The sequence below is a fragment of the Nocardia thraciensis genome (assembly GCF_054782435.1).
The window spans coordinates 46450-67614 of record NZ_BAAGSM010000032.1; the positions used below are offsets into that span (position 1 = coordinate 46450).

Sequence of the window (21165 nt, forward strand, 5' to 3'; positions counted from 1 at the left end):
CGTTCCACTCCCGTTACGGTGTCGGTCTCAGCAGAACTGTGACGGTGCGGTTGCGGGCGGGATCCGGATGCGGTGCGTCGCGTTGGTCGGCACTGGTCAGGGTGAACGCCGTGAGCGGCCGTCCACTGCCCTGGGCGAGGTAGGTGGCGGCGACGGCGGCGCGCTCCCAGGCGACGGTCGAGCCTCCTGTCTGCGGGCCGCCCGCGACGGCGACCGTATGTCCGGTCACCGTGATGCTCACCGGCAGTGCGGCCGTGCGTGATCCGATCTCGGTGAGCAGGTTCGCTGCGGTCGTGGTGATCGCTGTGTCGGATTCGAAGGCGCCGGCGTCGAGGATCGCCTCGACATCGCCGCCGCGGCGATGGGGCGTGACGCCGGCTAGGGTCGTCGCCGCGATGATCGTGTCGAGATCGTGGTCGGTGCGGCTGCCGGGCGCCAGGTCCGGGGCCGGGGCCAAGGCCGCGGAGACGGCGCGGGTCTGCGTCGGCCCGTCCGCGGTGAGTACCCAGGCGCCGGCCGCCGCGACGATGGCGACAGTGACAGCGGCGATGGCCGGGCGTGGTTGTACTCGGGGCCGGATCGACTTGCGGCCCTGGGTGATTCGAGAGATGAGGGCGCGGCCGGTGCGGGCGGGCGCGTGATCGGGTGCCGTGTTCAGCACTCGCGCCCAGCAGCGGTCGGCGGCCGCGAGGTCTCCGTTTTGAGCGTGGATGCGGGCGCGCAGGTCGAGGACGGTGACGTCGGCGGCGGCGTGGTCGTCGAGGCCGTCGAGCAGTTGCGCGGCGTGGTCGAGGTCGCCGTCGCGGGCGGTCGCGGCGGCGCGGTTGATTGTCAGCCGCAGGTTCACCACGGCGTGGGCGGTCGTCATTCGAGGATCCCTATCGAACTGGTGCGGATGTCCGCTGGCAGCAGCTGCCGCAGGCGATGGTTGACCGACATCAGCGCCGGCATGTCACCGCGGTCCGCCGCCCGGCCGCCCTCGCGCAGCAGCGGCCCGGCGGTAGGCGTCGTTCGGAGCCGGTCCTGCAGTGCGTTGAATACCAGCATCGGGAACTCCGGCTGCCGTCGCAGCAGATCGACCAGGAATTCGCCGGCGCGGTCGAGCTGGCGGCGCAGGGCGACCGAATCGCGTGCCCGCGTGGCCTCGTCGGCGCGTGCCCGCAGCTCGGTGTAGGTGCGGCGGTCATCGGTGGTGCCCGTCTGATCGATCAGCGTCGAGATGTCGGCGAGGGTGGTGTCCAGGTCGCGGACGAGTTCGGGGACGGCAAGCGCATCGGCGATGTCGTCGAGCGCGGCGTGCAGGTCTCGGAGCCGGTCCTCGGCGGCGACCGCGGCGGCGGGATCGGCGGCCGCCGCCTCGACCTTGTCCCGCGCAGCGGCGACGGTATTCTCGTCGTCGATTCGACCGCGCACCTGCGCGGCTTGCGACGGCATCCGGGATCGGTCGGGCAGTACGGAGAGTCGTTGTTCGGCCTCGCGCAGCTGATCGAGCAGATCCTGATGCGTGGCCGGGGCGAGCGCGGTGAGATCGATGACGGCCTCGACTTGGAGATCGGCGCCCGGCAGGTCGGCCACGGCGGTGACCATGCCCGACTCGTTCACCTCGAAGGTGACGTCCACCTCGCTGCCCGCGGGCAGATCGACACGGATATCGGCGGAACGGATCTCCAGCACACCCACCCGCCGGTTGCGTTCCCCTCGGCCGCGGTCACCCTCGGCGATCGGGATCCGCAACACGCTGTCGAGATCGGCGCGACGTAGCGCATCGGAGGTCTTGAACGGTTTGTGCACGGTGGCGGGCAGTGTCGCGCCTTTGCGCAGCAGCACCGTGAATCCCTCGTCGGCGCGTTGCACGCCCAGCGAATCGGCGAGACGGACACCGCCGAGCTCCGGACCGGCGCGATGGGTCAGCGTGAACGTGTCCGGTGCGAGCGCACAGGGTGTGCCGGTGGCGTCGGTGAGTTCGATTCGGAACCGCGATGTCCGGTGCGTGTCGAGATCGACCATCGTGCTGAAGGCGCCGTTGTCGTTCAACGGGATTCGCGCCGACCGGAACGGCACCGCCGAGTCGGAGTTGCTCAGCGCCACCGAGTATCCGGGCCAGCCGTCGGCTGCCGTGCCACGCACCCGCCCGGCGATGACCGCGGTCGTGGTGGTCACCGTCGGTTCGTGGGTGAGTTCGAGGACGAAGCTTCCTGCCGTTGCCGCGGGTGTGGCCCGGCGGGGACGCCGGAGGGTGGCGGCGAACAGGGCCGCGCCGCGCGCGACCACGGTGGTCGGGTCCACGCTGAAATCCAGGTCGATACCGAGGCCGTGCCGTGGGTCGGCCAGCCGTTCGCGCAGTCCGGGCGACAGCGTGGTCCCGCCGACCAGCAGGACGCGGTCGATCTGTCCGGCGTGGAGCGCGGCATCGGCGATCGCGGTGCGCGCGAGGTTGATCGCGCGGGTGTAGAACGGCTCGGCGAGCGCGTCGAGTTCGTCTCGCCGCAGAGTGATGTCGAGCATCTCCTCGCGACCGTGGAGTCTGCCGTCGATATTGAGCTCGGCCAGCAGGTCGGTCGAATCATGCTGGGACAGATCTATTTTCGCCTGCTCGGCCAGGGATTTCAGGCTGCCGAAGACGCCGCTGAACCGGCGATCGCCACGATCGAGGTCGCGGAGTCCGAATCGACGCGCCGTGGCCGGGGCGAGGATGTGCTCGACCACCGCCCAATCGATGTCCTTGCCGCCCAGGCTCCGGTCACCGGCATGGGTCAGCACCCGCAGTTCCTCGTCGCTACGGTCCACCACCGCGGCGTCGAAGGTGCCGCCGCCGAAGTCGAAGACCAGCCAGTACCCGCGACCGGTGCCTTCGTTCAGGGCGTAGGCGAACGCGGCCGCGGTCGGTTCCTGTACCAAGGGACAGCCTCGGCCCAGACCGGCGAGTTCGGCCGCGTGCAGAGTGGCGTTGCGCTGGTTGAGGGCGAATGCCGCCGGAACGGTGATCACCGCGACATCCGGTGCGCTTCCTTGTGCGCGAGCGACGTTCTGCCGCAACGTTTTCAGGATCTCCGCCGACAGCTGCTGCGGTGTCATCGTGATCCCGGCTTTGGCGAAATTCCACGAGGCCCCCTCGTAGCCCATCATCTGCTTGAACTCGGCGGCCGTATTCTGCGGATCGGATTCGGCCCGTTTGCGCGCCCGGTCCCCGACGTACACCAGATCGGGGCGCGGAATCCACACCGCCGACGGTGTGACGTCGATGTTCTCGTTGTTCTTGACCACGGCGGCAGCACCGTCCGCCGCGACCGCCACGGCGCTGTTGGTGGTGCCCAGATCGATCCCGACATCGATGGTGTCGCTGCTGGGTGCGGGGTCACTCATGGATTCCTCGATTCGCCTCGGTCGTGCCGGATACTTCCTCCGTCGGGCAGCCGACGATCACCTGCCCGGTCTGGATTCGCCTGTCGCGGAAATAGACTGTGGGACGGACGGTTTGGATAACGGTTTCCGCCCGCAGCGCCTGATCGTCTTGGAACGCGAGCACCTCCAGCGAACGGCCGGGGTGGAACAGGTCGCCGTCATGGTCGTACACCGTCAGCTCGGCGCCGGTCAGCGCCTGTCGGCAGCGGTCCAGGTAACGCCGTGCCTGGCGGGAACGCGCAGCGGCATCCCCGCCGTCCCCGCGCAGTTTGCGCTCGGCACGCCACAGACTCGTCGCGGCCTCGGCGAGGGACCGCTCATCGATGAGCGCGGGCGGCGGCTCCGGGGCAGGCCCGGCGGAACCGATGTCTGCCAGCAGCAGCCGCAGTCGGTCGCGGCCGCGTTCGTCCCACTCCGGCGGTGCGATCCGGAAGGCGCGATGGTAGCGCCGCTGCCGCAGGTCCTGTCCGATTCGACCCAGCCAGCTCACCGCACACCTCCGACAAACGGTTTTCCATCGACACGCCGCGCCAGGCACGTGGCGTACTTGCGCGATCCGGGGTGGTTCCACCAGTCGCCCGCGGGCGAGATCACGTGTAGTTGAAAGTCTTTCGGCACGGACCTGGTTCGGGTGCAGGCGGCACTCGCCGCGTCCTGTGTCGCGGTATCGCCGGGCCAGGGCGTGCCCGGCTCGTACAGCACCGGATAACCCACCACTTCGGCCCAGTGCGCGACATCGCAGTCCACCATGGCGACGTCCTTCACCGAGGCGCTGAACTCACGCTCCTCGGCGACGCAGCTACCCACGGGCGGGTTCAGGGCGATCGAATCGGCGAACAGGCTCATCCGCACATAGGCGGGTAGTCGCCGAGCGGGATCCACCAGTTGCCCGCCGGAGATCGGCGCGTCGTCGCGACGGTGCACAACGCACGTCGCGTAGTTCTCGAAGTGCGTGGCGCCGGTGTTCCACACCCGCGCATCGGGGTCGATGCGCGAACTCTCGAATACCGCCGCGGACAGGCCCTGCGCCGACAACCGCAGCCCGCACTCGAATCGTGCCAGCGCCACGACCTGGTCATCCCCGGGATACGGCGACGGTGACGATGCGAGCTGCGGATACCCGAGCACCTCACCCCAGTGCGGCCGACCGCAATCGGCCACGCGCACCGTCGTCTTCGTCGCCGACCAGTCGGTCTCGGCGCCGATACACCGGCCCACCGCAGCGTTGGCTGACGCGTGCTCCGCCCACACCGTCGCCGTCTCCGGCTCGCTGCCCGCCTGCCACGCCGCCACGACCACCACACCCAGCGTGAAAACCACGCCCGCGATCACCGTAATCAACGCGCGCCGCGCCCCTATCGCCGAGATACTCAGGAGGTAGAGATTCGCGCGCAGGCCCGAGAGCGCGGGCCCGGGAGACGATGATCGCGCCCACCGCTGGCGAAACCGGGCCCACAGCTCCCGCCGCCGCTCGGCCCGCTGACGGCGTTCCTGCTCGATCGCCTCGAATTCCTGCCGCCATTCCGCACGACGCTGCTGCGCTCGCCGTCGGCGTTCGGCGCGTTGCCGCTCGATGAGCCGCCGCGACTCGGCCCGCTGACGCACGGGGGCGAGATTCTGGGTGATGGCGTGCCGGATCTCCGCGTCGACGACCAGTTCGAGGGCAGTCAGCATCCAGCCCTCGGCCCGGTCCAGCAGCGTCTCGTCCTGCCCGTCCAGGACAGCCAGGGCACAGTTGTTGAGTATGACGGCCGTCTGATCGCGCAGGGCCCCCGTCCGGCGGAACCGCTCCGCGGGCACCAGGATCTCCAACCTCCGAAGGTCGTGTGCCATATCCCCCGCACCGGTTGCCGCGGCGGCGAACTCGTTCTCCCGAAGCAGCCCGAACGCCTCGTCCAGCACTGTGTCCAGCCGCCCGTACAGCGGTTCGGTCGCCTGTTCCAGCAGATCGTCCACGACCCGCTCGGGAACCGGCCAGTCCCGGGCGATGCCGATCAGCCGCGCCGGATCCGGTGCCGACAGCGCCAACTCGACAAGCGGTTTCACCAGCGTCGCCGGGACCGTGTCGCGCAGCGCCTCGACCGTCGAATGATCGAGTGCGCGATCGTCCAGCGCGTCGGCGCGATACCGCAGATGCTCCCAGAAATCCGTGCGCCGCAGCGCCTGCCGCCAATGCCGCGCGGCCCTCGACCACAGCTCTGCCACCCGCGCGGCCGGCGCCTCCGGGTCGGCCTCCGCATCCAGCGCGGTGCTGTGCGCGCGGACCGCCGCGTCGTGATCGCGATGAACGCGCGGCGCGCAGCCGCATATCTGTTCCGACCGACCCCACACCCAGAACACCTCATCGGCCAGCCGTCGCCGCGAATCACCCAGGAGCACATCGAATGCCGCGCGCACCTGCGGCTCGTTGACAACCTGCCCGTGCCCGAGATCGATATCGGCACCCGCGGCGACTGCCGCCACCACCAACTGCCGACGCTGCCGCACAGCCGATCGACCGGCATCGGTCGCGACTCCCGTCACCCGGAAAGCATTGCGCCGATACAGATCCGGCCCGGCAACCTCCCGCAGCCGGGTCACCGCCGCGTCCACCACCGATTCCACCTCGCCCGAGGTCGTACCCGCCTGTACCAACCGACAAGCGACAGTACGTACGGATGCCCGGGACCGGTCCCGGACGCCTCGTGCCTCGACAGCTGGATTTCGTGGAGGAAGCCTGGGCCGCCAGCGCCGCCGCGTAAGCGGTCAACCTCGATCGAGTCGAGCCCGGAGCCAATCGGGAATGTGCTGTTCGCTGCGCGGGAACATTTGCATCTCCTGCCGGAAATGGTCCGGGTCGGGTCGATGGTCCCAGTCGGGCTCGTTGTCCCAGTCGTATTCCGCGTTGTACTTACCGTTCACCACGAGGTGAAACTTGATGGCGGTCCACGTTCCCTCCCACGGCGTGTACATATCGCGGCGCAGCTCGCTGAAGAACGAGACCGCCTGCGGAGGTTGCCATTCGATCGACTGACCGTACACGGTGATGATGTTCGCCCGCGTCTCCACGTACTCCCCGACCGACCGGAATTCGACGAACAGCTGCTGCCAATCGATGGGTAACCGGTGCAGCAGATGATCGCGGTAACTGTCGAACACCATTCCGACGAGCTGCACATTCAGCGGTATGTGCTCGGTGATGTCGGAGTCGGTGTGCCGGGACCGCCCCTGCCATTTCGGCAGCCGGTCCAGCAGCCATTCCGGGGTGTACTCGAGTTCGCGCGGGAACGCCTCGAGTTCGTCGATGTAGTGCGCGTCCTCGATGGCGAACGGCCAGTCCGGTTCGTAATCGGTGTTGTACGAACGGAAGAACGGACCGGTGGAGTCGATGAGGAATCTGGCGGACAACCAGGCGCCGCGCTCGGGATCGCGCCGGTAGTGGGCGATCTTGATCGCTTCGAGCAGCGGCGCGAGTCCGGTCGGCGGCGCGAGCGCGGCGGCCGGACCATTGTCGGGGAGTACCGTCAGCGACAGGTCATGGGCCCGCCCGGCCGATCGCGCGATCAGATCTATTCGGCGCCAGCCGGTTTCACCGATCAGGTTGACCAGCCGATTGCCGAGCTGTTGGGTGAGGCCCTCGAGGTCGGTATCCGGGGCGGCCGCACCGCCGTGCGCCGATCGGAGGAGTTGGCGGAGTCGGGCGCGCACCCGTTCCGTCAGGTCGTGCTCGGCGCCGTAGATGCGTTCGGAGTCGACCAGCACGCGCTCGTAAGTGGTTGCGGCGTCATCGATCCGACCGGCGTCTTCGTAGACGCCCGCCAGGCTGTTGCGCATGGCGAGCGGATCGGGATGGTCCGGCCCGGTCAACCGGGTGTACTCCTCGATCGCGGCGGTATGCGACGCGATCGAATCGTCGAATCGTCCGGCCGAGCGGTAGGCACGCGCCAGGGTGTAGCGGACGAGGATGGTGTGCTGGTGCGCCGCGCCGAGTACGCGTTCATGTTCGGCCAGGGCGGTCTCATGGGTGGTGACCGCCTCCGCGATGCGCCCGGCCAATTCGTAGGTGCGCGCGATACGCCGGTGCGTCATAAGCGTGTCGGGGTGGTCGTCCCCGAGTTCTCGACGGCGCATCAGCAGATTGGTTTCGCGCAATGCGAGGGCCTGGGTGTACCGATCGGCCGATTCGTAGGCGTCGGCGAGGAAGTCTCGATAGGCGACCGGGTTGGCGTGAGCGGGACCGAAATATCGTTCCCGAGCGGCGAGGACGGCCTCATCGAGCGGGATCGCGTCATCGACCCGCCCGATCTCCCGATAACAGTTCGCGAGGCACGTGCGGGTCGTGATGGTGAGTTCGTCGCCGGGACCGAGCACGCGTTCACGGCCGGCCAGCGTCGGGACGAAATGCGCTATGGCCCGGTCGATCTCACCGAGAGAGTGATAGGTCTGGGCCAGCTCGTGCCGGATCATCAGAGTGTCCGGATTGTCGGCGCCCTGCGTCTGCTCGGCACCGGCGAACAGCACCTCGTACAGGATCGCGGTGGTGCGATCCGCGGCCGGGTTGGAGAGCGCGGTATCGACGAATTGCTGTGCGGTGTAGAGCAATTCGGAATCCGCCTCGGCGTGGTGTGCGGCGAGGGCGGCAGCCAGGTCGGCGCGGGCGACGGCCGAATCCGGAGCCGCCGCTACCTCCCGCAGCTCGATTCCGGGATAACGCTGATCGATAGCGGCCCGCAAGGCGCCGTAGGCGTCGATTACAGCCGGCGTGGTGGTGCCGGGCTGTCCGGCGGCCCCGGCGGCCACGGCGGTCGTGATGATGTCTATGGGTTGCACGTCTCGGGTTCGAACCTTCCAGCGATAGCGGTCGCAACCGGGAACACTACTCCAGGCCGTTGCCGAAATCTGCGGTCAGCGCCATGACCTGCTGCGACGTCCGCTACGCGGTGAGCCTCTCGGCTACCCGCGCGGTAGGTCGTGACATCGAAGTCGTACCGGGGTAGGGGCTCTTCGGCTTCCTTCACCGACCCGATGAGAACAAGCTGGCTGCCGTGGCGGCGGCAATTCTGCAAACGAACTAAGCAAGAAGGTTCTTTCTGCAATACTATTTGCAACGAGCGGTGGCTGACGTCGCAGACCGAACTCGCCGGACACTCGCGTCCCGACGTGGTCGCCGCTCAGGGCTCGGCAATCGCTACCTGTCGAGCCGCCAGTCCCGGGAGGTCCTATGCACGAGCCGCCGACAGGCATGATCCGGTTGGACAACTGGATGGTCCTGCTCGATCCATCCTGGGTTGCGGCTACACCGCGGGCTCGCCCCGCTCCCGACCTCATCGTCGGGGGATGGCTGCTGGATGACAGCGGGAGCCCCGGCCTCTTCCAGCCGAATCCGACGTACCGACCCCGGGCCGCATCGACACCCACCGACCCGACCGACGCCGTGCTGCGGCTGATCGCGACCGGCGACTCGCTGGCCGAGGAACTGATCGCGTGCGTGCGGGACTCACTGCTGCAGATCGGTTGCGACAGTGCCGGTGTGCCGGTGATCGGGGAGGCGCCCGACGGCGTCGCCTGCGTGCCCGTGGTGACGGCCGAGTTGCACAAGGCCCGTGTCGAGGTGGACCGCTGGCGGACGGTGCCGGGCAGCGAGCTTCCGGCGGTCGTCCCGGTCGGTGCGGATGTTCTTCTCAACCCGGGAGCGCCCGCGCAGTTCCGTCTGGTTACCGATGTGCTGCGCGAAGCCTGATGAGGTTGCGGTGTGCCGACGCACGGAGGCCGGGTAGATGCATGCGGCACTGGGCCGGATCTTTCATCGGATCGATGAACTGGTCGGCCGCGGCACCCGCGCGTTGAGCGATGAACTGACCCGAACCGGACGTGGACTTCGTGCCGCCGTCGACAACAAGGCGTCGGCCGATCAGGTTGCGGGCCGGACGATCTCCCGCGTGAACACCCACCCCGGCGGCCCGTCGGCGCCACCGCCGAGCGGGATGCTCCGCGGCCGCGATTCCTCCGGCAACGACCACGACTTCTCGGCCCGGGACGTGAAGAACGTTCCGCTCCGGGACTCCCGCGGCAGAGCCATCGGAGTGTCTTTCCCGACCAAGGACGCCGACGGCCCAACCGAACCAGGCGACATCGAGACGCTGCGACGTTTCGCCGGCGCGCGCTACCGCTCCAGCGACGAGATCCTGTTCCCCATGCACCGCACCGAGCGCACCGAGCCCTGGATCGTCGGAGAATCCGGACCGGCGCCCTGGTTCGATTCCGGCAACCCGACGCGTGTTCCCGTCTACGTGCACGCGCACGGCAGCGTTGATTCGGTCAGCATCAAAATCAACACCGGGTCCAGGCTCCGACCGAGGTGGATCGAGGTGCAGGTGGACGGCCGGACCTTCGGAAACGTACTCCTCGCCAATCGTCACTTCCATCGGGCAGCACAAGCGAACCCCGAGAGCCCACTGGTCATGCTGACATGTGACGGCGCATTGCCGGGTCCCGGCGACAACCGCAGCCAGCTCGAACAGATCGCCGAACCCCTGCACCAAGCCGGGATGCAGCGTGACGTCTATGGCACCGTCGGCAGCAACGCTGTCGAAACCCTCGACGACATGTCATATCTGGCTGTCGAGGAGTTCCGTGACGCCGCGGGCAACCGGCTCCCCGTACCGCCACTCACGGTCATCCGGCCACCCCCCACCACCTGACCACGGCGTGCACCGTGTCCGCGCGATGACGTTCGGCGAGTCCCGAGTCACCCGCACCCCGTAGGAGCATGCGAGCGTCGCGTCGAATCTCATCTACACCGCACCGATGGTGCTTGATACCGGATGTATTCGCCTCGAACGGGTTTCGAACCTGATGCCGTCTCTGTAGCCGTGGTGCGACTCACTTCGATTTCACAATGAGTGGGATTCGGGTTCCCGCTCTACTATGTCGCGATGTTCGAGCGGGCAACGGGTGCAACGGCTTCGGGGGACGGGAAGTGGCTGGGGCACTACCGGCTGGACAGATTGCTCGGGGTGGGCGGCACGGGCTCGGTCTGGCTGGCGCACGACACCGTGCACGGTCGTGACGTGGCGTTGAAGGTACTGGCCGCGCCGCTCGCGGTCGATGCGACGTATCGGCAGCGGTTCACGCGAGAGGCGCGCATGGCGGCTCAGGCGCGAGGGTCGCACCTGGTACCGATTCACGCGTTCGGTGAAATCGATGGCCGTCTCTATCTGGATATGCAGTACATCGAGGGCGCCTCGGTCGCGGAGCTGCTGCGGCTGCGAGGGCCGATGCCCGCGGCGAGGGCGGTGGATGTCATCGCGCAGACCGCCACCGCTCTCGATGCCGTGCATCGGGCCGGGCTGGTGCATCGCGACGTCAAGCCGTCCAACATCATGGTGGATGGCAGTGGGTTCGTCTACCTGATCGACTTCGGCACCGCCAATCGAGGCGACCAGCCCTCGATCACAGCCACCGGTGATGTGGTCGGCACCATGGCCTATATGGCGCCGGAACGGTTCGACGGGGTCGCCGACGCCCGGTCCGACCAGTACTCACTGGCCTGTGTGCTCGTCGAATGCCTCACGGGGCAAAGGCCTTTCGGCGATATCGATTCCGCCCGGCAGTTGCGTGCGCACCTGTCGGCCGCACCGCCCCGCCCGAGTGCGGCCGATCCGGCCATCCCCGCCGTGCTGGACGATGTCGTGGCGCGCGGCATGGCGAAGGATCCGAGTCGGCGCTGGCCCAGCGCGGGCGAACTGGGCCGCGCCGCCCGCGCCGCCGTCGATGCGCCGCCGGCCGGGACCGCGGTGCCCTCCGGGTCCTCCGCGCTCCGGCGACTACCGGCTCCGGCGGCCGCCACGGTCGCCTTCGGCGCGCTGGCCGCGACGATCGGCGCGATACTGTGGATCGGTGAGCCCACGGGTCCGTCCGGCCCGCCATCGATCGCCGTACCCGTCCCCGCGCCGCGCGAATCCGGCCCCTCGACCACGGCGCCGCCACCGACCGCCGCGGCCGCCGTCCAGGGCGGCGACATCGGTCAGGGGAGCGGCACAGTCGATGCGGCCGCGGATTACCCGGCCGTCGACGACCCGAATCCGCCCGCCCGCCAACCGATCATCGACATCCCGAAACCGGAAGGCAACAAACACGGCAACGGGCACGGCAACGGCGGCCGCGGCAAACCGCCCAAACCACACAAGTAGTGGCGCCCGGGAGCGCGCGAGGTATTGGGTACGGCCTTCGGTTTTCCTGCCTGGCCAGGTCTGCCGAGCCTCAACGGCCCTTTGGCGTCCGGATGTGGTGGCCGCGGAGCCGGTCCCGCTCGGCGGTGAGCGCGGCGTTGGTGTCGCGCAATTCGGTGTTGGCGTCCTCCAGGTCGAGGATGCGCGCGATCGCCGCGAGGTTGATCCCCTGCCCGGCCAGGGCCGCGATCCGCGCCAGGCGAGCCAGGTCGTCGTCGCTGTAGCGGCGGGTGCCGCCCGCGCTGCGGGCCGGAGTGAGCAGACCGTGCTGCTCGTACAGGCGCAGCGAATGCGTTCCCATTCCGGCCAGTTCGGCCGCCACCGATATCCCGTACACCGCCTGCCCCGGGCCGGGCCGGTGGTCGGTCGCGTGGTGGTCGCGTCGATCTGGTGGCATCGATCCCCTCTCTCGTCGTTTCAGATTACCTCGGTGGCATGCTTGCACTCTATTGGGTAGAGTGCTAAAACAAATCTAAGTCAGATGACAGAGGTTATCTGATCCCCTTCGATTGAGAATGGAGTGAGCAGGGAGGTGGCGACCATGTTGATGCGCACCGATCCGTTGCGAGACCTGGATCGCTTGACGCAGCAGGTGTTCGGCACGCCGGCGCGCCCGGTGGTGATGCCCATGGACGCGTGGCGCGAAGGTGACGAGTTCTTCGTGGAGCTCGATCTACCCGGTATCGATCCGGAGTCGCTGGACCTCGATATCGAGCGCAACGTGGTGACCGTGCGGGCGTCGCGCCCGCAGCTGGACCCGGACCGGGCGATGATCGCCGCGGAACGCACCCGCGGCGTGTTCTCCCGTCAGTTGTTCCTGGGGGAGAACCTCGATACCGACGCCATCCGCGCCGACTACCGCGACGGAGTGCTACGCCTGGTCATCCCCGTGGCGGAGAAGGCCAAGCCGCGCAAGATCGAGATCACCCGCCACGACCGGCACCGAGCCCTGGACGAACAGTCCGGCAACGACCGTGAGGCGCTCAACGCCTGAGGCGACCCTGTCGCAGGTCAAGGACCGCAGGCAGAGTCGTGAAAGCGAGGTGATGCCCCCGGCGGACCAGCGAAGACGACACGAAACATGCTCGCACAGAAGAGTTCTCGCGACAATCAGGGGTGGTGGCCGACCACGGCCACCACCCCGCTCAACCCTCGACCACACCACAGCACGATGACGACTGCCACCATCCCACCCGCTGATCACACCCCCGAACCGGACCACTGCAGCGCCTCGCCCGTCGTCCACTGGCCCGTCCCCAGCGGCCTCGAGCATTGGTGGACCGAGGTCATGGACGGCGCCGTCACGCCCCCTCGACTCGGGCCGGGAACCCCGGGCCTCGGATGAGGACTACTTCGACTATTTCAGGAGCACCGGCATACGGTCGTACCCGTTGGCGATGAATCCGGGTGCGGTGCCCAACTCGTCGGCTGCGACGGCGAGTTTCATGTGGGGGAACCGCTCGAAGAGCATGGGCAGCGCCACCTGCGCCTCGAGTCGGGCCAGTGGTGCGCCGGGACAGTGATGGGCACCGTACCCCGAACGCCATGTGGTCCTTGTTCGTTCGTGTCGCTCGGGGGCGCGAGCTGGGCGGATGTGTTCAAATACCAAGGGGGAACAAGGCATTGCCGACTGCCCGGGATGTGTGACCATGAGCCTCGGTGGTGTGGGAATCGATTCGGCGTCGGCCCGTGCCCGCCGATCGATCCGGGCTGCGCCCACTACCACCAAGTCCGAAGCCCGGTGTGAAAACAACCGGATGTCTGGATCGTTCCACATGAACCGAATGCCGGATTGTGCGACACTACAATTCGTGGTCACAGTCGATCGAACGCAACATTGCGACATCGCCGATGTCGCGGATCGGCGCGACCGTACCGTCGGCTCGGTAGCAGGCGCACGCCGCTGCCCGTCCGATTCGAACCGCGCGCCTGCCGCTGCCGAGCATGCAACGGGCGGCCGTGCCGAAGGATCGTCGGACGTGGTCCCGCGATTATCCGAAGGCCTGGATCGGCCCGCGACGACTCCATCCGCATAGCGCGCGGCGTCCGGGAGCGGGCAGAGCAGCGGAACGAACTTCACGCGAAGGTGAGTGGTGCATTGAGCTTTGACAGGTGATCCTCCAGCTCCCTTCGACCTGATCCCCGGCGGTGTCCGCGTCAGCCTGCGGTCACGACGGCGTCCCGGTAGATCGAAGCTGCGCAGCGATGGCCTCGGCATGCCTATCGGGTGACCCAGGCCCGATGGGATCGGAAATGAGTAGGAGGCGGTTATGACCACGCACGGGTACACAGGGGACACATCGCTGGCGGAGGTGCTGCGGCACGGCAACGTGGAGTTCCACCGGCAACTGCAGCAGGTTCTGACCAACCCGGACTTCACCGTCACCGAACAACAGAGTCAGGAACAACGGCGCGAGAACGCCTACGCGCACCTGCGGTATCTGGTCAAGGAGATCGGCAGCACGCGCGATATAGCGACGGATCTGCCCCGCCTGTTCGCGGTCTTCGACTGGTCGGCGGTGCTGGCGACCGACCTGATTCCGCTCATCTCCGGCCACTACAACCTGGCCTCGGGCAGCCTGGCCACCCTGACCGATCCCGACTCCGCCGCACCGTATCTGCACGACCTCGACGACGGGTCCAGCATCGGCGTCATGCTGCTGACCGAGTACGGATGCGGCTCCAACATCCAGTTCATGCAGACCACCGCCACCTGGGACGGGGACGGGTTCGTACTCAACACCCCGAATCCGCGCGCCCGGAAGTTCATGCCCAGCGTCGGCATCCCGGTCGCCCGGGTCTGCGTCATCGGCGCCCGGTACATCGATACGGCGGGCGTCGACCAGGGCGTGCATCTGTTCACGGCGCGGCTGCGCGACACCAACGGCGACCCCGCCCCCGGCGTCACGATCACCCAGCTCGACCATCAGCCGCTGGTCATCATGGACAACTCGGTCATCTCCTTCGACAACCTGCGGGTCGAGCGAAGCGCCTGGCTGAGCAACGATCTCGCCACCATCGACGACGCGGGCGTACTGACCTGGCGCGACGAGAACAGCCGGAAGCGGGCGTTCGCCTCGGCCATCAGCCAGCTGACCGTCGGGCGGTTGGCGCTGTCGTCCTGCCTCAACGCCGCGGCCCGCGCGTCGCTCTACATCGCGCTGAGCTACGCCAGGAAACGGACGGTGCCGCTGACGCCGGTCGACCGGCCGCTGATGTTCGACATCCCGCACGTGCGTGACACCCTGCTCACCGACCTGGCGGGCACCATCGCGCGCACCATCTACGGCAACGCGATCAAGACCGACCTCGCGCACAGCGATCCCACCGAACGCGACACCGTCGTATCGGTCATGCTCGCAAAGCATTTCATCCAGGAGCATGCCCTGGCCGCCGTGACCCATGCCCGCCAGAAGATGGCCGCGCAGGGGATGTTCAGCGCGAACCGGGTCGCTCCCTACATCGGGGTCTGCCACGCGGCCATCACCGGCGAGGGCGACACCTACGTCCTCGGGTCCGTGGCGGGGCGCGTTCTGGCCAAACAGTATGCCGGGATACCGGCGCCCCAGCCCACCCCGCACGATCCGGCCGATCCGGCGGACCGCGCGCGGTTACTGCATGCCCGCGCGCTGACGATCGCGCAGGAAGCGCAGCCGCTGCTGGGTGACCCGGCACTGGAGGCCCGACTGGGGGTCATTCCGGACGCGCTCGACCTCGCGGGGGCCTACTGCGCCGACCAAGCCCTGCGACTGCTCGACCGATACGCCGCCGACCATCCCGAAATCGCCGCTGTGCGTGACGTTTTCGCACTGGATCAGATCAACGAACACGCCACCTGGTACCTCACCCACGGGCTGCTGGACATCCCCGCGGTGCGGGCCGTGCGGCAGCAACTCCGCAGCGGGCTGCTCCCCGAGGCCATCGACCGCCTCGCCGACAACCTGCCGACGCTGCTGGATGCTCTCGGCCTCGATGACGAGATCCTCGCCGCACCGGTACTTTCCGAGGATTTGCCGGGTGCGTGGGACGCACGCTGTCACGATCCGCTCCGGCGCTGACCCTGCCCGGCGCACCGCTCGGCCAGGCCTGCCCTCGATAGGGGCGGGCGGGCCCGGCTCGGGAGGCGCCTGTACATGATCCCCAGGCCGTCGGCGAGGTGCCGACGGCCGGAATTCGCCGGTGCCGGTCGGCTCGTTCGGCCTGCACGCGGCGGTTGCTGGTGGGTATGCTGAGGGCCGTTCGGTCACAGGGAGATCGGCTGTGGTCGAACGGCTTTCACGTACCGTCCGGTTGGTCGGAGTTGAGGGCTCAGCGAGCGTGCCGATCACCCGGCTAGACGCGTCCTGCACCCGAAGGGGGCCACGTGGCGACGACAGGGCTTCCGCCACCGGCGAGCCGGTCGTGCGCCCGCGACGGCCGAGATCGACAGCGGCCCACCGCGGCGAGAGCCTTCGCGCCCGATCAGTCCACTCCCGCTACAACCAGAGTCGGCAACCCATCAGTAACATGCCGCCCAACAGCGTCCCGGCCTGCGCGGGTGACGTATTCAGGCTGGCCACCGGTGGCGTTCGCGTTGGGTACTATGCTGCCGCAACCGATTTCAAGGAGACTACGTGTATCCGCAGCACCCGGGTGCTACTGCCAGTCCAATGCCGTCGAACGAGGGCCCTCGCGTCGCGATCTACAGTGAAGAGTTCGCGGCCGATCCCCATCGGGCATACCGCGAGATGCGCAACAAGTACGGGGCGCTGGTGCCGGTCGAGATGTGGCCGGGAGTCCCGGCAACCCTGGTTGTCAACTACCGAACCGCGGTCCGCATCCTCAACGACCCCGACCACTTCCCCGCCGATCCGAGCAAGTGGCAGCAGAACGCACCGGCCGACATCCCGATCATGCCGATGATCGAGTACCGGCCCAACGCGATTCGCACCAGCGGCGCCGAACACGCGCGCTACCGCGAGACGCTGAACCAGGCATTGGCGGGTATCGACACGTACGCGCTGCCGTCCATGGTGGAGAACACGGCCATTCCCATCATCAACACCTTCTGCAGCGACGGGCACGCCGATGTGCTGAACCAGTACATCCTGCCGGTGGTCTTCTCGGTCTTCTGCCAGGTGCTCGGCTGTCCACCGGAAATCGGTGAGCAGGTCGCCAAGGCCAGTGCCGCGATGTTCGACGGGGTGGACACCGCCACCGTGAACGCGATCATGGGCGACGCGCTGCTCGACCTCACCACGCTGAAACGGGAGCACCCCGCCGACGACATCACCACGCGGCTGGTCCAGCATTCTGCCGGGCTGACCGACGAGGAGATGGTGCATCAGTTGGTGCTGCTGTTCGCGGCCGGTGTGGAACCTCCCACGAACCTCATCGCCAACACCCTGCTGCTGATGCTGACCGATCCTCGCTTCACCGGCGAGGGCAATCGGCTCCCCTTGTCGACGGAGAACGCCCTCGACGAGAGGCTGGCGACCGACCCGCCGATGGCGAACTATTGCATCACCTATCCTCGCCAGCCGATCCTGATCGAGGACGAATGGCTGCCGGCGGATCAGCCGGTGATCATCAGCATGGCCGCGTGCAACACCGATCCCGACATGAACACCGGTGAATTCGTGGAGAGCCGATGGAACCTGACCTACAGCACCGGCGCGCACGCCTGCCCCGCGCACGCCAGGCCGTACGGTCGCATCCTCGCGCGCGACGCGATCGACCAGCTCATGGACCGGCTGCCGGAGATGAAGGTGGCGGGCGATCTGGTATGGCGTCCCGGCCCGTTCCACCGGGCGCTGACGGCGTTGCCGGTGGTGTTCAATCCGGCCGCGCCGTTCACGCTCTGACGCTGACGGCTCCGGTGGATCGGTGAACAACGCACCGGGCACGGCGGCGCGTCCGGGTGTCGCGCTGGCCGTGGTCACGACCGTCCTGTTCGTCACCTTCCTCGACACCACGGTCGTCAGTGTCGCGCTCGGCGATATCCGGCGCGAGCTGGGTACCGACGTGGTGCTGCTGCAGTGGGTGGTGAACGCCTACACCGTGGTCTTCGCCAGTCTCATGCTGGCGGGCGGCTCGCTCGGTGACCGGTGGGGCCGCAAGCGGGTCATGATCGTCGGACTGGTGATCTTCTGCGCCGGATCGGTGATCGCGGCGGTCGCGGGCAGCGTCTCGATGCTCATCGCCGGTCGCGCGATCATGGGCCTGGGGGCGGCCGCGTCGGAACCGGGGACCCTGTCGATATTGCGGCACATCTTCCCGGACGAGCGGGCCCGCGCGCGGGCGGTCGGCGTGTGGGCGGCGGTGTCGGGACTGGCGCTCGCGGCCGGGCCGGTGCTGGGCGGGGTGCTGGTGCACGCGTACGGGTGGCGCTCGATCTTCTGGTTCAACCTGGTGATCGGGGCGGTGGCGCTCGTCGCGGCGCTGTGGTCGGTGCCCGAGAGCGCCGATCCGCCGCGCGGGCCGGTCGACTGGGCCGGATTCGCGCTCGGCGCCGCATTTCTCGGATCGGTGATCTACGCCGCGATCTCCGGCGAGGAACGCGGCTACTCCGCGCCCTCGGTGATCGGGCTGTTCGTGTTCGGCGGTCTGGCGCTCGCCGGTCTGGTCGCCGTGGAGTCGCGGGCCCGCGCGCCCATGGTCGATTTCCGGTATCTGCGGCCGCCCGCAGTGCGGAGCGCGCTGGTGGTCGCCTTCGCCGTGTACTTCGGCGTCTTCTCGATCTTTTTCTTCACGGCGCTGTATCTGCAAGTGATGCAATCGTATTCGGGCGCGCGAACGGCCGCGGTCTTCGCGCCGATGGCCGCCGCGATCACGGTCGGATCGCTGGCCGCGGGGTTCTGGGTGGCGCGCCGGGGTGCGCGCGTGCCGATGGTCATCGGCTGTGTGGTCGGCGCCGTCGGGGTGCTGCTGACTCGTCACGCCCTGTCCGGTCCGCTGCACGACGGACCGCTGGCGGCCGCGATGGCGGTGGCGGGGCTCGGATTCGGAATCGCCGTGGTGCCGTTGACATCCGCCGTACTGTCCGGGGTACCGGCGCAACATTCGGGGATGGCCGCCGCGGTGACGAATACGATGCGCCAGGTCGGCTCGGCGGTCGGTGTGGCCGTGCTCGGGGCGCTGGTGCACGCGTTCCTCACCTCGGATCTGCGGGCGCGGATGGACGAACTGGGGCTGCCGACCACATTGCAGCCCGATGCCGTCGAGGCCGTCGAACGCGGCCGGATTCCGGAGGGCGTCGACATCGGCCCGTATCTGCGATACCTGTCGAAGGTGTCGGAGGTGTTGAACACCGGAAAGGCGGCATTCCTGCACGGCCTGGACGTCGCGCTGCTGGTTTCGGCCGTACTGATCCTGGCCGCGGCCGCGTTCGCCGCGGTCGACGGCGCGTGGCGCCGACCGGGCGCCCGCCCGACAGCCACGCGCTGACGTCGCCGACATCCTGACCTACACCTCACCCTGACGACCGCCGCCCTGGCCGGGCCGTAACGCACAGGGGGAGATCGGCTCTACCGCACCGCGTTGTCGGTGGGTGTCGGTAGCGTCTGTGCTGTGGAAACTGGGGAACGCATCCGGGAACTCGCGGACCGCATCGTGGCGCTGCGCGATGCCTACTATCGGGGCTCGCCGCTGGTAGCCGACGCGGAGTACGACGCGATCGAGGACGAGCTGCGCGGCCTGATCGAGGCGCACCCGGAGCTCGCGCCGGATCCGAATCCGCTGGAGCAGGTCGGCGCGCCCGCCGTGCTGCACGCGCCGATCCGGCACGCGCGCCCGATGCTCTCGCTCGAGAAGGCGACCAAGCCCGAGCAGGTCGCGGCGTTCTTCGACCGCTTTCCCGGCCAGTCCGTGGTGGTGATGCCGAAGCTCGACGGCTTGTCGCTGTCGGTGGTGTTCGAGGAGGGGCGGCTGGCGCGCGCGGTGACCCGGGGCGACGGCACCACCGGCGACGACGTGACGATGCTGGTGCGCGCGCTCGTCGACGGCGTTCCGGAGCGGATCGATGTCCCGGGCCGAGTGGAGGTGCGCGGCGAGGCGGTGATGCTGCGGTCGACCTTCGCCGCCTACAACACCGCGCATCCGGACAAACCGCTGATCAACCCGCGCAACGCGGCCGCGGGCACGCTGCGCGCGAAGGACCCGGCCACGGTGGCCGAGCGCCGGCTGCAGTTCTACGGCTTCGACCTGGACACCTCGGGCGGCGAGGCCGCGGTCGACCTGGAGGAAGGGCTGGCGGCGCTGCGGATCACCGGCGCGCGGATGCGGCACTGCTCCGACGCCGCGCAGGCGCAGGCGGCGATCACCGCGATCGAACAGGGCCGCAACGATCTCGACTACGACCTCGACGGCGCGGTGCTGCGGCTGGCCGACCGCGACGCCTACGCGGCGGCCGGGACACGGTCGAGTTCCCCGCGCGGCGCGCTGGCGTTCAAGTTCGCTGCCGAGGAGAAGACGACGCTGCTGGCCGACGTGGTGTGGGACGTCGGCAAGACGGGCAAGATCGTCCCGGTCGCGTGGCTGGAGCCGGTGTTCGTGGGCGGCACCACGGTCACGCGGGCGACGCTGGCCAACCAGGAAGTGATCCGCGCCCGCGACATCAAGGTCGGCGACACCGTGCTGGTGCGCCGCGCGGGCGATGTGATCCCGTTCGTGGCCGGTGTGCTCGACGCCTCCCGGCGCACGGGGGCCGAGCGCGAGATCGTGCCGCCGACGGCCTGCCCGTCGTGCGGGCACCCGGTGACGGAGCAGGGCAACAGCCGGGAGTTGTTCTGCACCAACGTATCCTGCCCCGCGCAGACGGTGCGCAGGCTGATCCACTGGGCGTCGCGGGCGGCCGCCGATATCGACGCGGTCGGCGGGGTGTGGATCGAACGCCTGGCGGAGGCGGGCATTCTGGAGCATCCGTCGGACTTCTACCGGTTGACCAAGGAGCGGCTGCTCGAGTTCGACCGCATCGGCGAGGTCTCGGCCACCCGCATGATCGACTCGATCGACGCGAGCCGCGGGGTCGGCCTGCGCCGCGCGCTGATCGGCCTGGCCATTCCGATGGCCTCCGACGGCACCGCCGCCCGCCTCGCCCGCGCGGGTTTCGGCTCCCTAGAGGAGATCGCCGAGGCGGGCGAGGAGAAACTCGTCGCGGTGGAGGATATCGGCCCGAAGGTCGCCGCCTCCCTGGCGGCGCATCTCACCCGCCTCCGCCCGGAACTGCAGCGGCTGCGCGAGGCGGGCGTATCCCTGGACGTCCGCGAGGAAGATCTGCCGCCGGTCGTCGCGGCGGGCGCTCCGCTGGCGGGCAAGTCGGTGGTGATCACCGGAGCGATCAGCGATCCGCGTTCCGGCGAGAAGGTGGCGCGCCCGACCTTCCAGCGCCTGTGTGAGAAGGCGGGCGCCACGGCCGCGTCGTCGGTCTCGGCGAACACCGACCTGCTCATCACCGGCGCGGGCGTCGGCGAGAGCAAGCTGACCAAGGCGGAGAAGCTCGGCGTGGAGGTCGTCGACCAGGGCGAGATCTGGAAGCTCCTGATCGACTCCAAGGTCGTCTGACGTCGACGGCGCA

Annotated in this window: 14 protein-coding genes; 8 read left to right on the top strand and 6 right to left on the bottom strand. The window is 68.6% G+C overall.

Features of this window, described 5'->3' with window-relative positions; translation table 11 throughout:
• Nucleotides 1–13: 13 nt before the first annotated feature.
• From ACYVLQ_RS20730 to ACYVLQ_RS20750, 5 genes are all read right to left on the bottom strand, one after another.
• Nucleotides 14–868, bottom strand: a complete 855-nt coding sequence (locus ACYVLQ_RS20730; RefSeq protein ID WP_460699168.1) for a tetratricopeptide repeat protein — start codon at nt 866–868, stop codon at nt 14–16.
• Entirely contained in the window at nt 865–3363 is a 2499-nt protein-coding gene (locus tag ACYVLQ_RS20735) for an Hsp70 family protein (protein WP_460699169.1), read from the bottom strand. The genes ACYVLQ_RS20730 and ACYVLQ_RS20735 overlap by 4 nt, the downstream gene beginning before the upstream one ends.
• The gene (locus ACYVLQ_RS20740) at nt 3356–3892 is read right to left on the bottom strand and encodes a hypothetical protein (RefSeq protein ID WP_460699170.1); all 537 of its coding nucleotides are present in this window, start codon (nt 3890–3892) and stop codon (nt 3356–3358) included. Before ACYVLQ_RS20740 ends, ACYVLQ_RS20735 begins: the two co-directional genes overlap by 8 nt.
• Nucleotides 3889–6036 carry a hypothetical protein gene (locus tag ACYVLQ_RS20745; RefSeq protein WP_460699171.1) on the bottom strand — a complete coding sequence of 716 codons (2148 nt, stop codon included), beginning with the start codon at nt 6034–6036 and terminating at the stop codon, nt 3889–3891. Before ACYVLQ_RS20745 ends, ACYVLQ_RS20740 begins: the two co-directional genes overlap by 4 nt.
• 111 nt (nt 6037–6147) lie before the next feature.
• Complete coding sequence (locus ACYVLQ_RS20750; RefSeq protein WP_460699172.1) at nt 6148–8211, bottom strand: tetratricopeptide repeat protein; 2064 nt, start codon at nt 8209–8211, stop codon at nt 6148–6150.
• A gap of 391 nt (nt 8212–8602) precedes the next feature.
• Here ACYVLQ_RS20750 and ACYVLQ_RS20755 point away from each other — a divergent pair, with 391 nt between their 5' ends.
• From ACYVLQ_RS20755 to ACYVLQ_RS20765, 3 genes are all read left to right on the top strand, one after another.
• Complete coding sequence (locus tag ACYVLQ_RS20755) at nt 8603–9121, top strand: type VII secretion system-associated protein (RefSeq protein WP_460699173.1); 519 nt, start codon at nt 8603–8605, stop codon at nt 9119–9121.
• A gap of 37 nt (nt 9122–9158) precedes the next feature.
• A complete protein-coding gene (locus tag ACYVLQ_RS20760) occupies nt 9159–10082 on the top strand; it encodes a hypothetical protein (RefSeq protein WP_460699174.1) in 924 nt (307 codons plus the stop codon).
• 234 nt (nt 10083–10316) lie between these two features.
• Entirely contained in the window at nt 10317–11573 is a 1257-nt protein-coding gene (locus ACYVLQ_RS20765; RefSeq protein WP_460699175.1) for a serine/threonine-protein kinase, read from the top strand.
• 70 nt (nt 11574–11643) lie between these two features.
• Here the strand turns inward: ACYVLQ_RS20765 and ACYVLQ_RS20770 are convergent, their stop codons facing one another.
• Nucleotides 11644–12009 carry a MerR family transcriptional regulator gene (locus ACYVLQ_RS20770; RefSeq protein ID WP_460699176.1) on the bottom strand — a complete coding sequence of 122 codons (366 nt, stop codon included), beginning with the start codon at nt 12007–12009 and terminating at the stop codon, nt 11644–11646.
• A gap of 144 nt (nt 12010–12153) precedes the next feature.
• Here ACYVLQ_RS20770 and ACYVLQ_RS20775 point away from each other — a divergent pair, with 144 nt between their 5' ends.
• From ACYVLQ_RS20775 to ligA, 5 genes are all read left to right on the top strand, one after another.
• Nucleotides 12154–12606 (top strand): Hsp20/alpha crystallin family protein, encoded by a 453-nt coding sequence (locus ACYVLQ_RS20775; protein WP_460699177.1) that lies wholly within the window; start codon nt 12154–12156, stop codon nt 12604–12606.
• 1276 nt (nt 12607–13882) lie between these two features.
• Nucleotides 13883–15670, top strand: a complete 1788-nt coding sequence (locus ACYVLQ_RS20780; RefSeq protein ID WP_460699178.1) for a hypothetical protein — start codon at nt 13883–13885, stop codon at nt 15668–15670.
• 591 nt (nt 15671–16261) lie between these two features.
• Nucleotides 16262–17455, top strand: a complete 1194-nt coding sequence (locus ACYVLQ_RS20785) for a cytochrome P450 family protein (protein WP_460699179.1) — start codon at nt 16262–16264, stop codon at nt 17453–17455.
• Between the two features lie 22 nt (nt 17456–17477).
• Nucleotides 17478–19037: an MFS transporter gene (locus tag ACYVLQ_RS20790; RefSeq protein WP_460699180.1), complete on the top strand. Its 1560-nt coding sequence runs from the start codon at nt 17478–17480 to the stop codon at nt 19035–19037.
• Between the two features lie 123 nt (nt 19038–19160).
• On the top strand, nt 19161–21152 hold the full coding sequence (gene ligA, locus ACYVLQ_RS20795; RefSeq protein ID WP_460699181.1) for an NAD-dependent DNA ligase LigA: 1992 nt from the start codon (nt 19161–19163) through the stop codon (nt 21150–21152).
• Nucleotides 21153–21165 lie beyond the last annotated feature (13 nt).

Coding starts and splice junctions, on each gene's coding strand:
- ACYVLQ_RS20735 (WP_460699169.1), bottom strand. CDS start 3,363: ATGAGTGACCCCGCACCCAGCAGCGACACCATCGATGTCGGGATCGAT.
- ACYVLQ_RS20730 (WP_460699168.1), bottom strand. CDS start 868: ATGACGACCGCCCACGCCGTGGTGAACCTGCGGCTGACAATCAACCGC.
- ACYVLQ_RS20775 (WP_460699177.1), top strand. CDS start 12,154: ATGTTGATGCGCACCGATCCGTTGCGAGACCTGGATCGCTTGACGCAG.
- ACYVLQ_RS20770 (WP_460699176.1), bottom strand. CDS start 12,009: ATGCCACCAGATCGACGCGACCACCACGCGACCGACCACCGGCCCGGC.
- ACYVLQ_RS20765 (WP_460699175.1), top strand. CDS start 10,317: ATGTTCGAGCGGGCAACGGGTGCAACGGCTTCGGGGGACGGGAAGTGG.
- ACYVLQ_RS20780 (WP_460699178.1), top strand. CDS start 13,883: ATGACCACGCACGGGTACACAGGGGACACATCGCTGGCGGAGGTGCTG.
- ACYVLQ_RS20760 (WP_460699174.1), top strand. CDS start 9,159: ATGCATGCGGCACTGGGCCGGATCTTTCATCGGATCGATGAACTGGTC.
- ACYVLQ_RS20785 (WP_460699179.1), top strand. CDS start 16,262: ATGCCGTCGAACGAGGGCCCTCGCGTCGCGATCTACAGTGAAGAGTTC.
- ACYVLQ_RS20755 (WP_460699173.1), top strand. CDS start 8,603: ATGCACGAGCCGCCGACAGGCATGATCCGGTTGGACAACTGGATGGTC.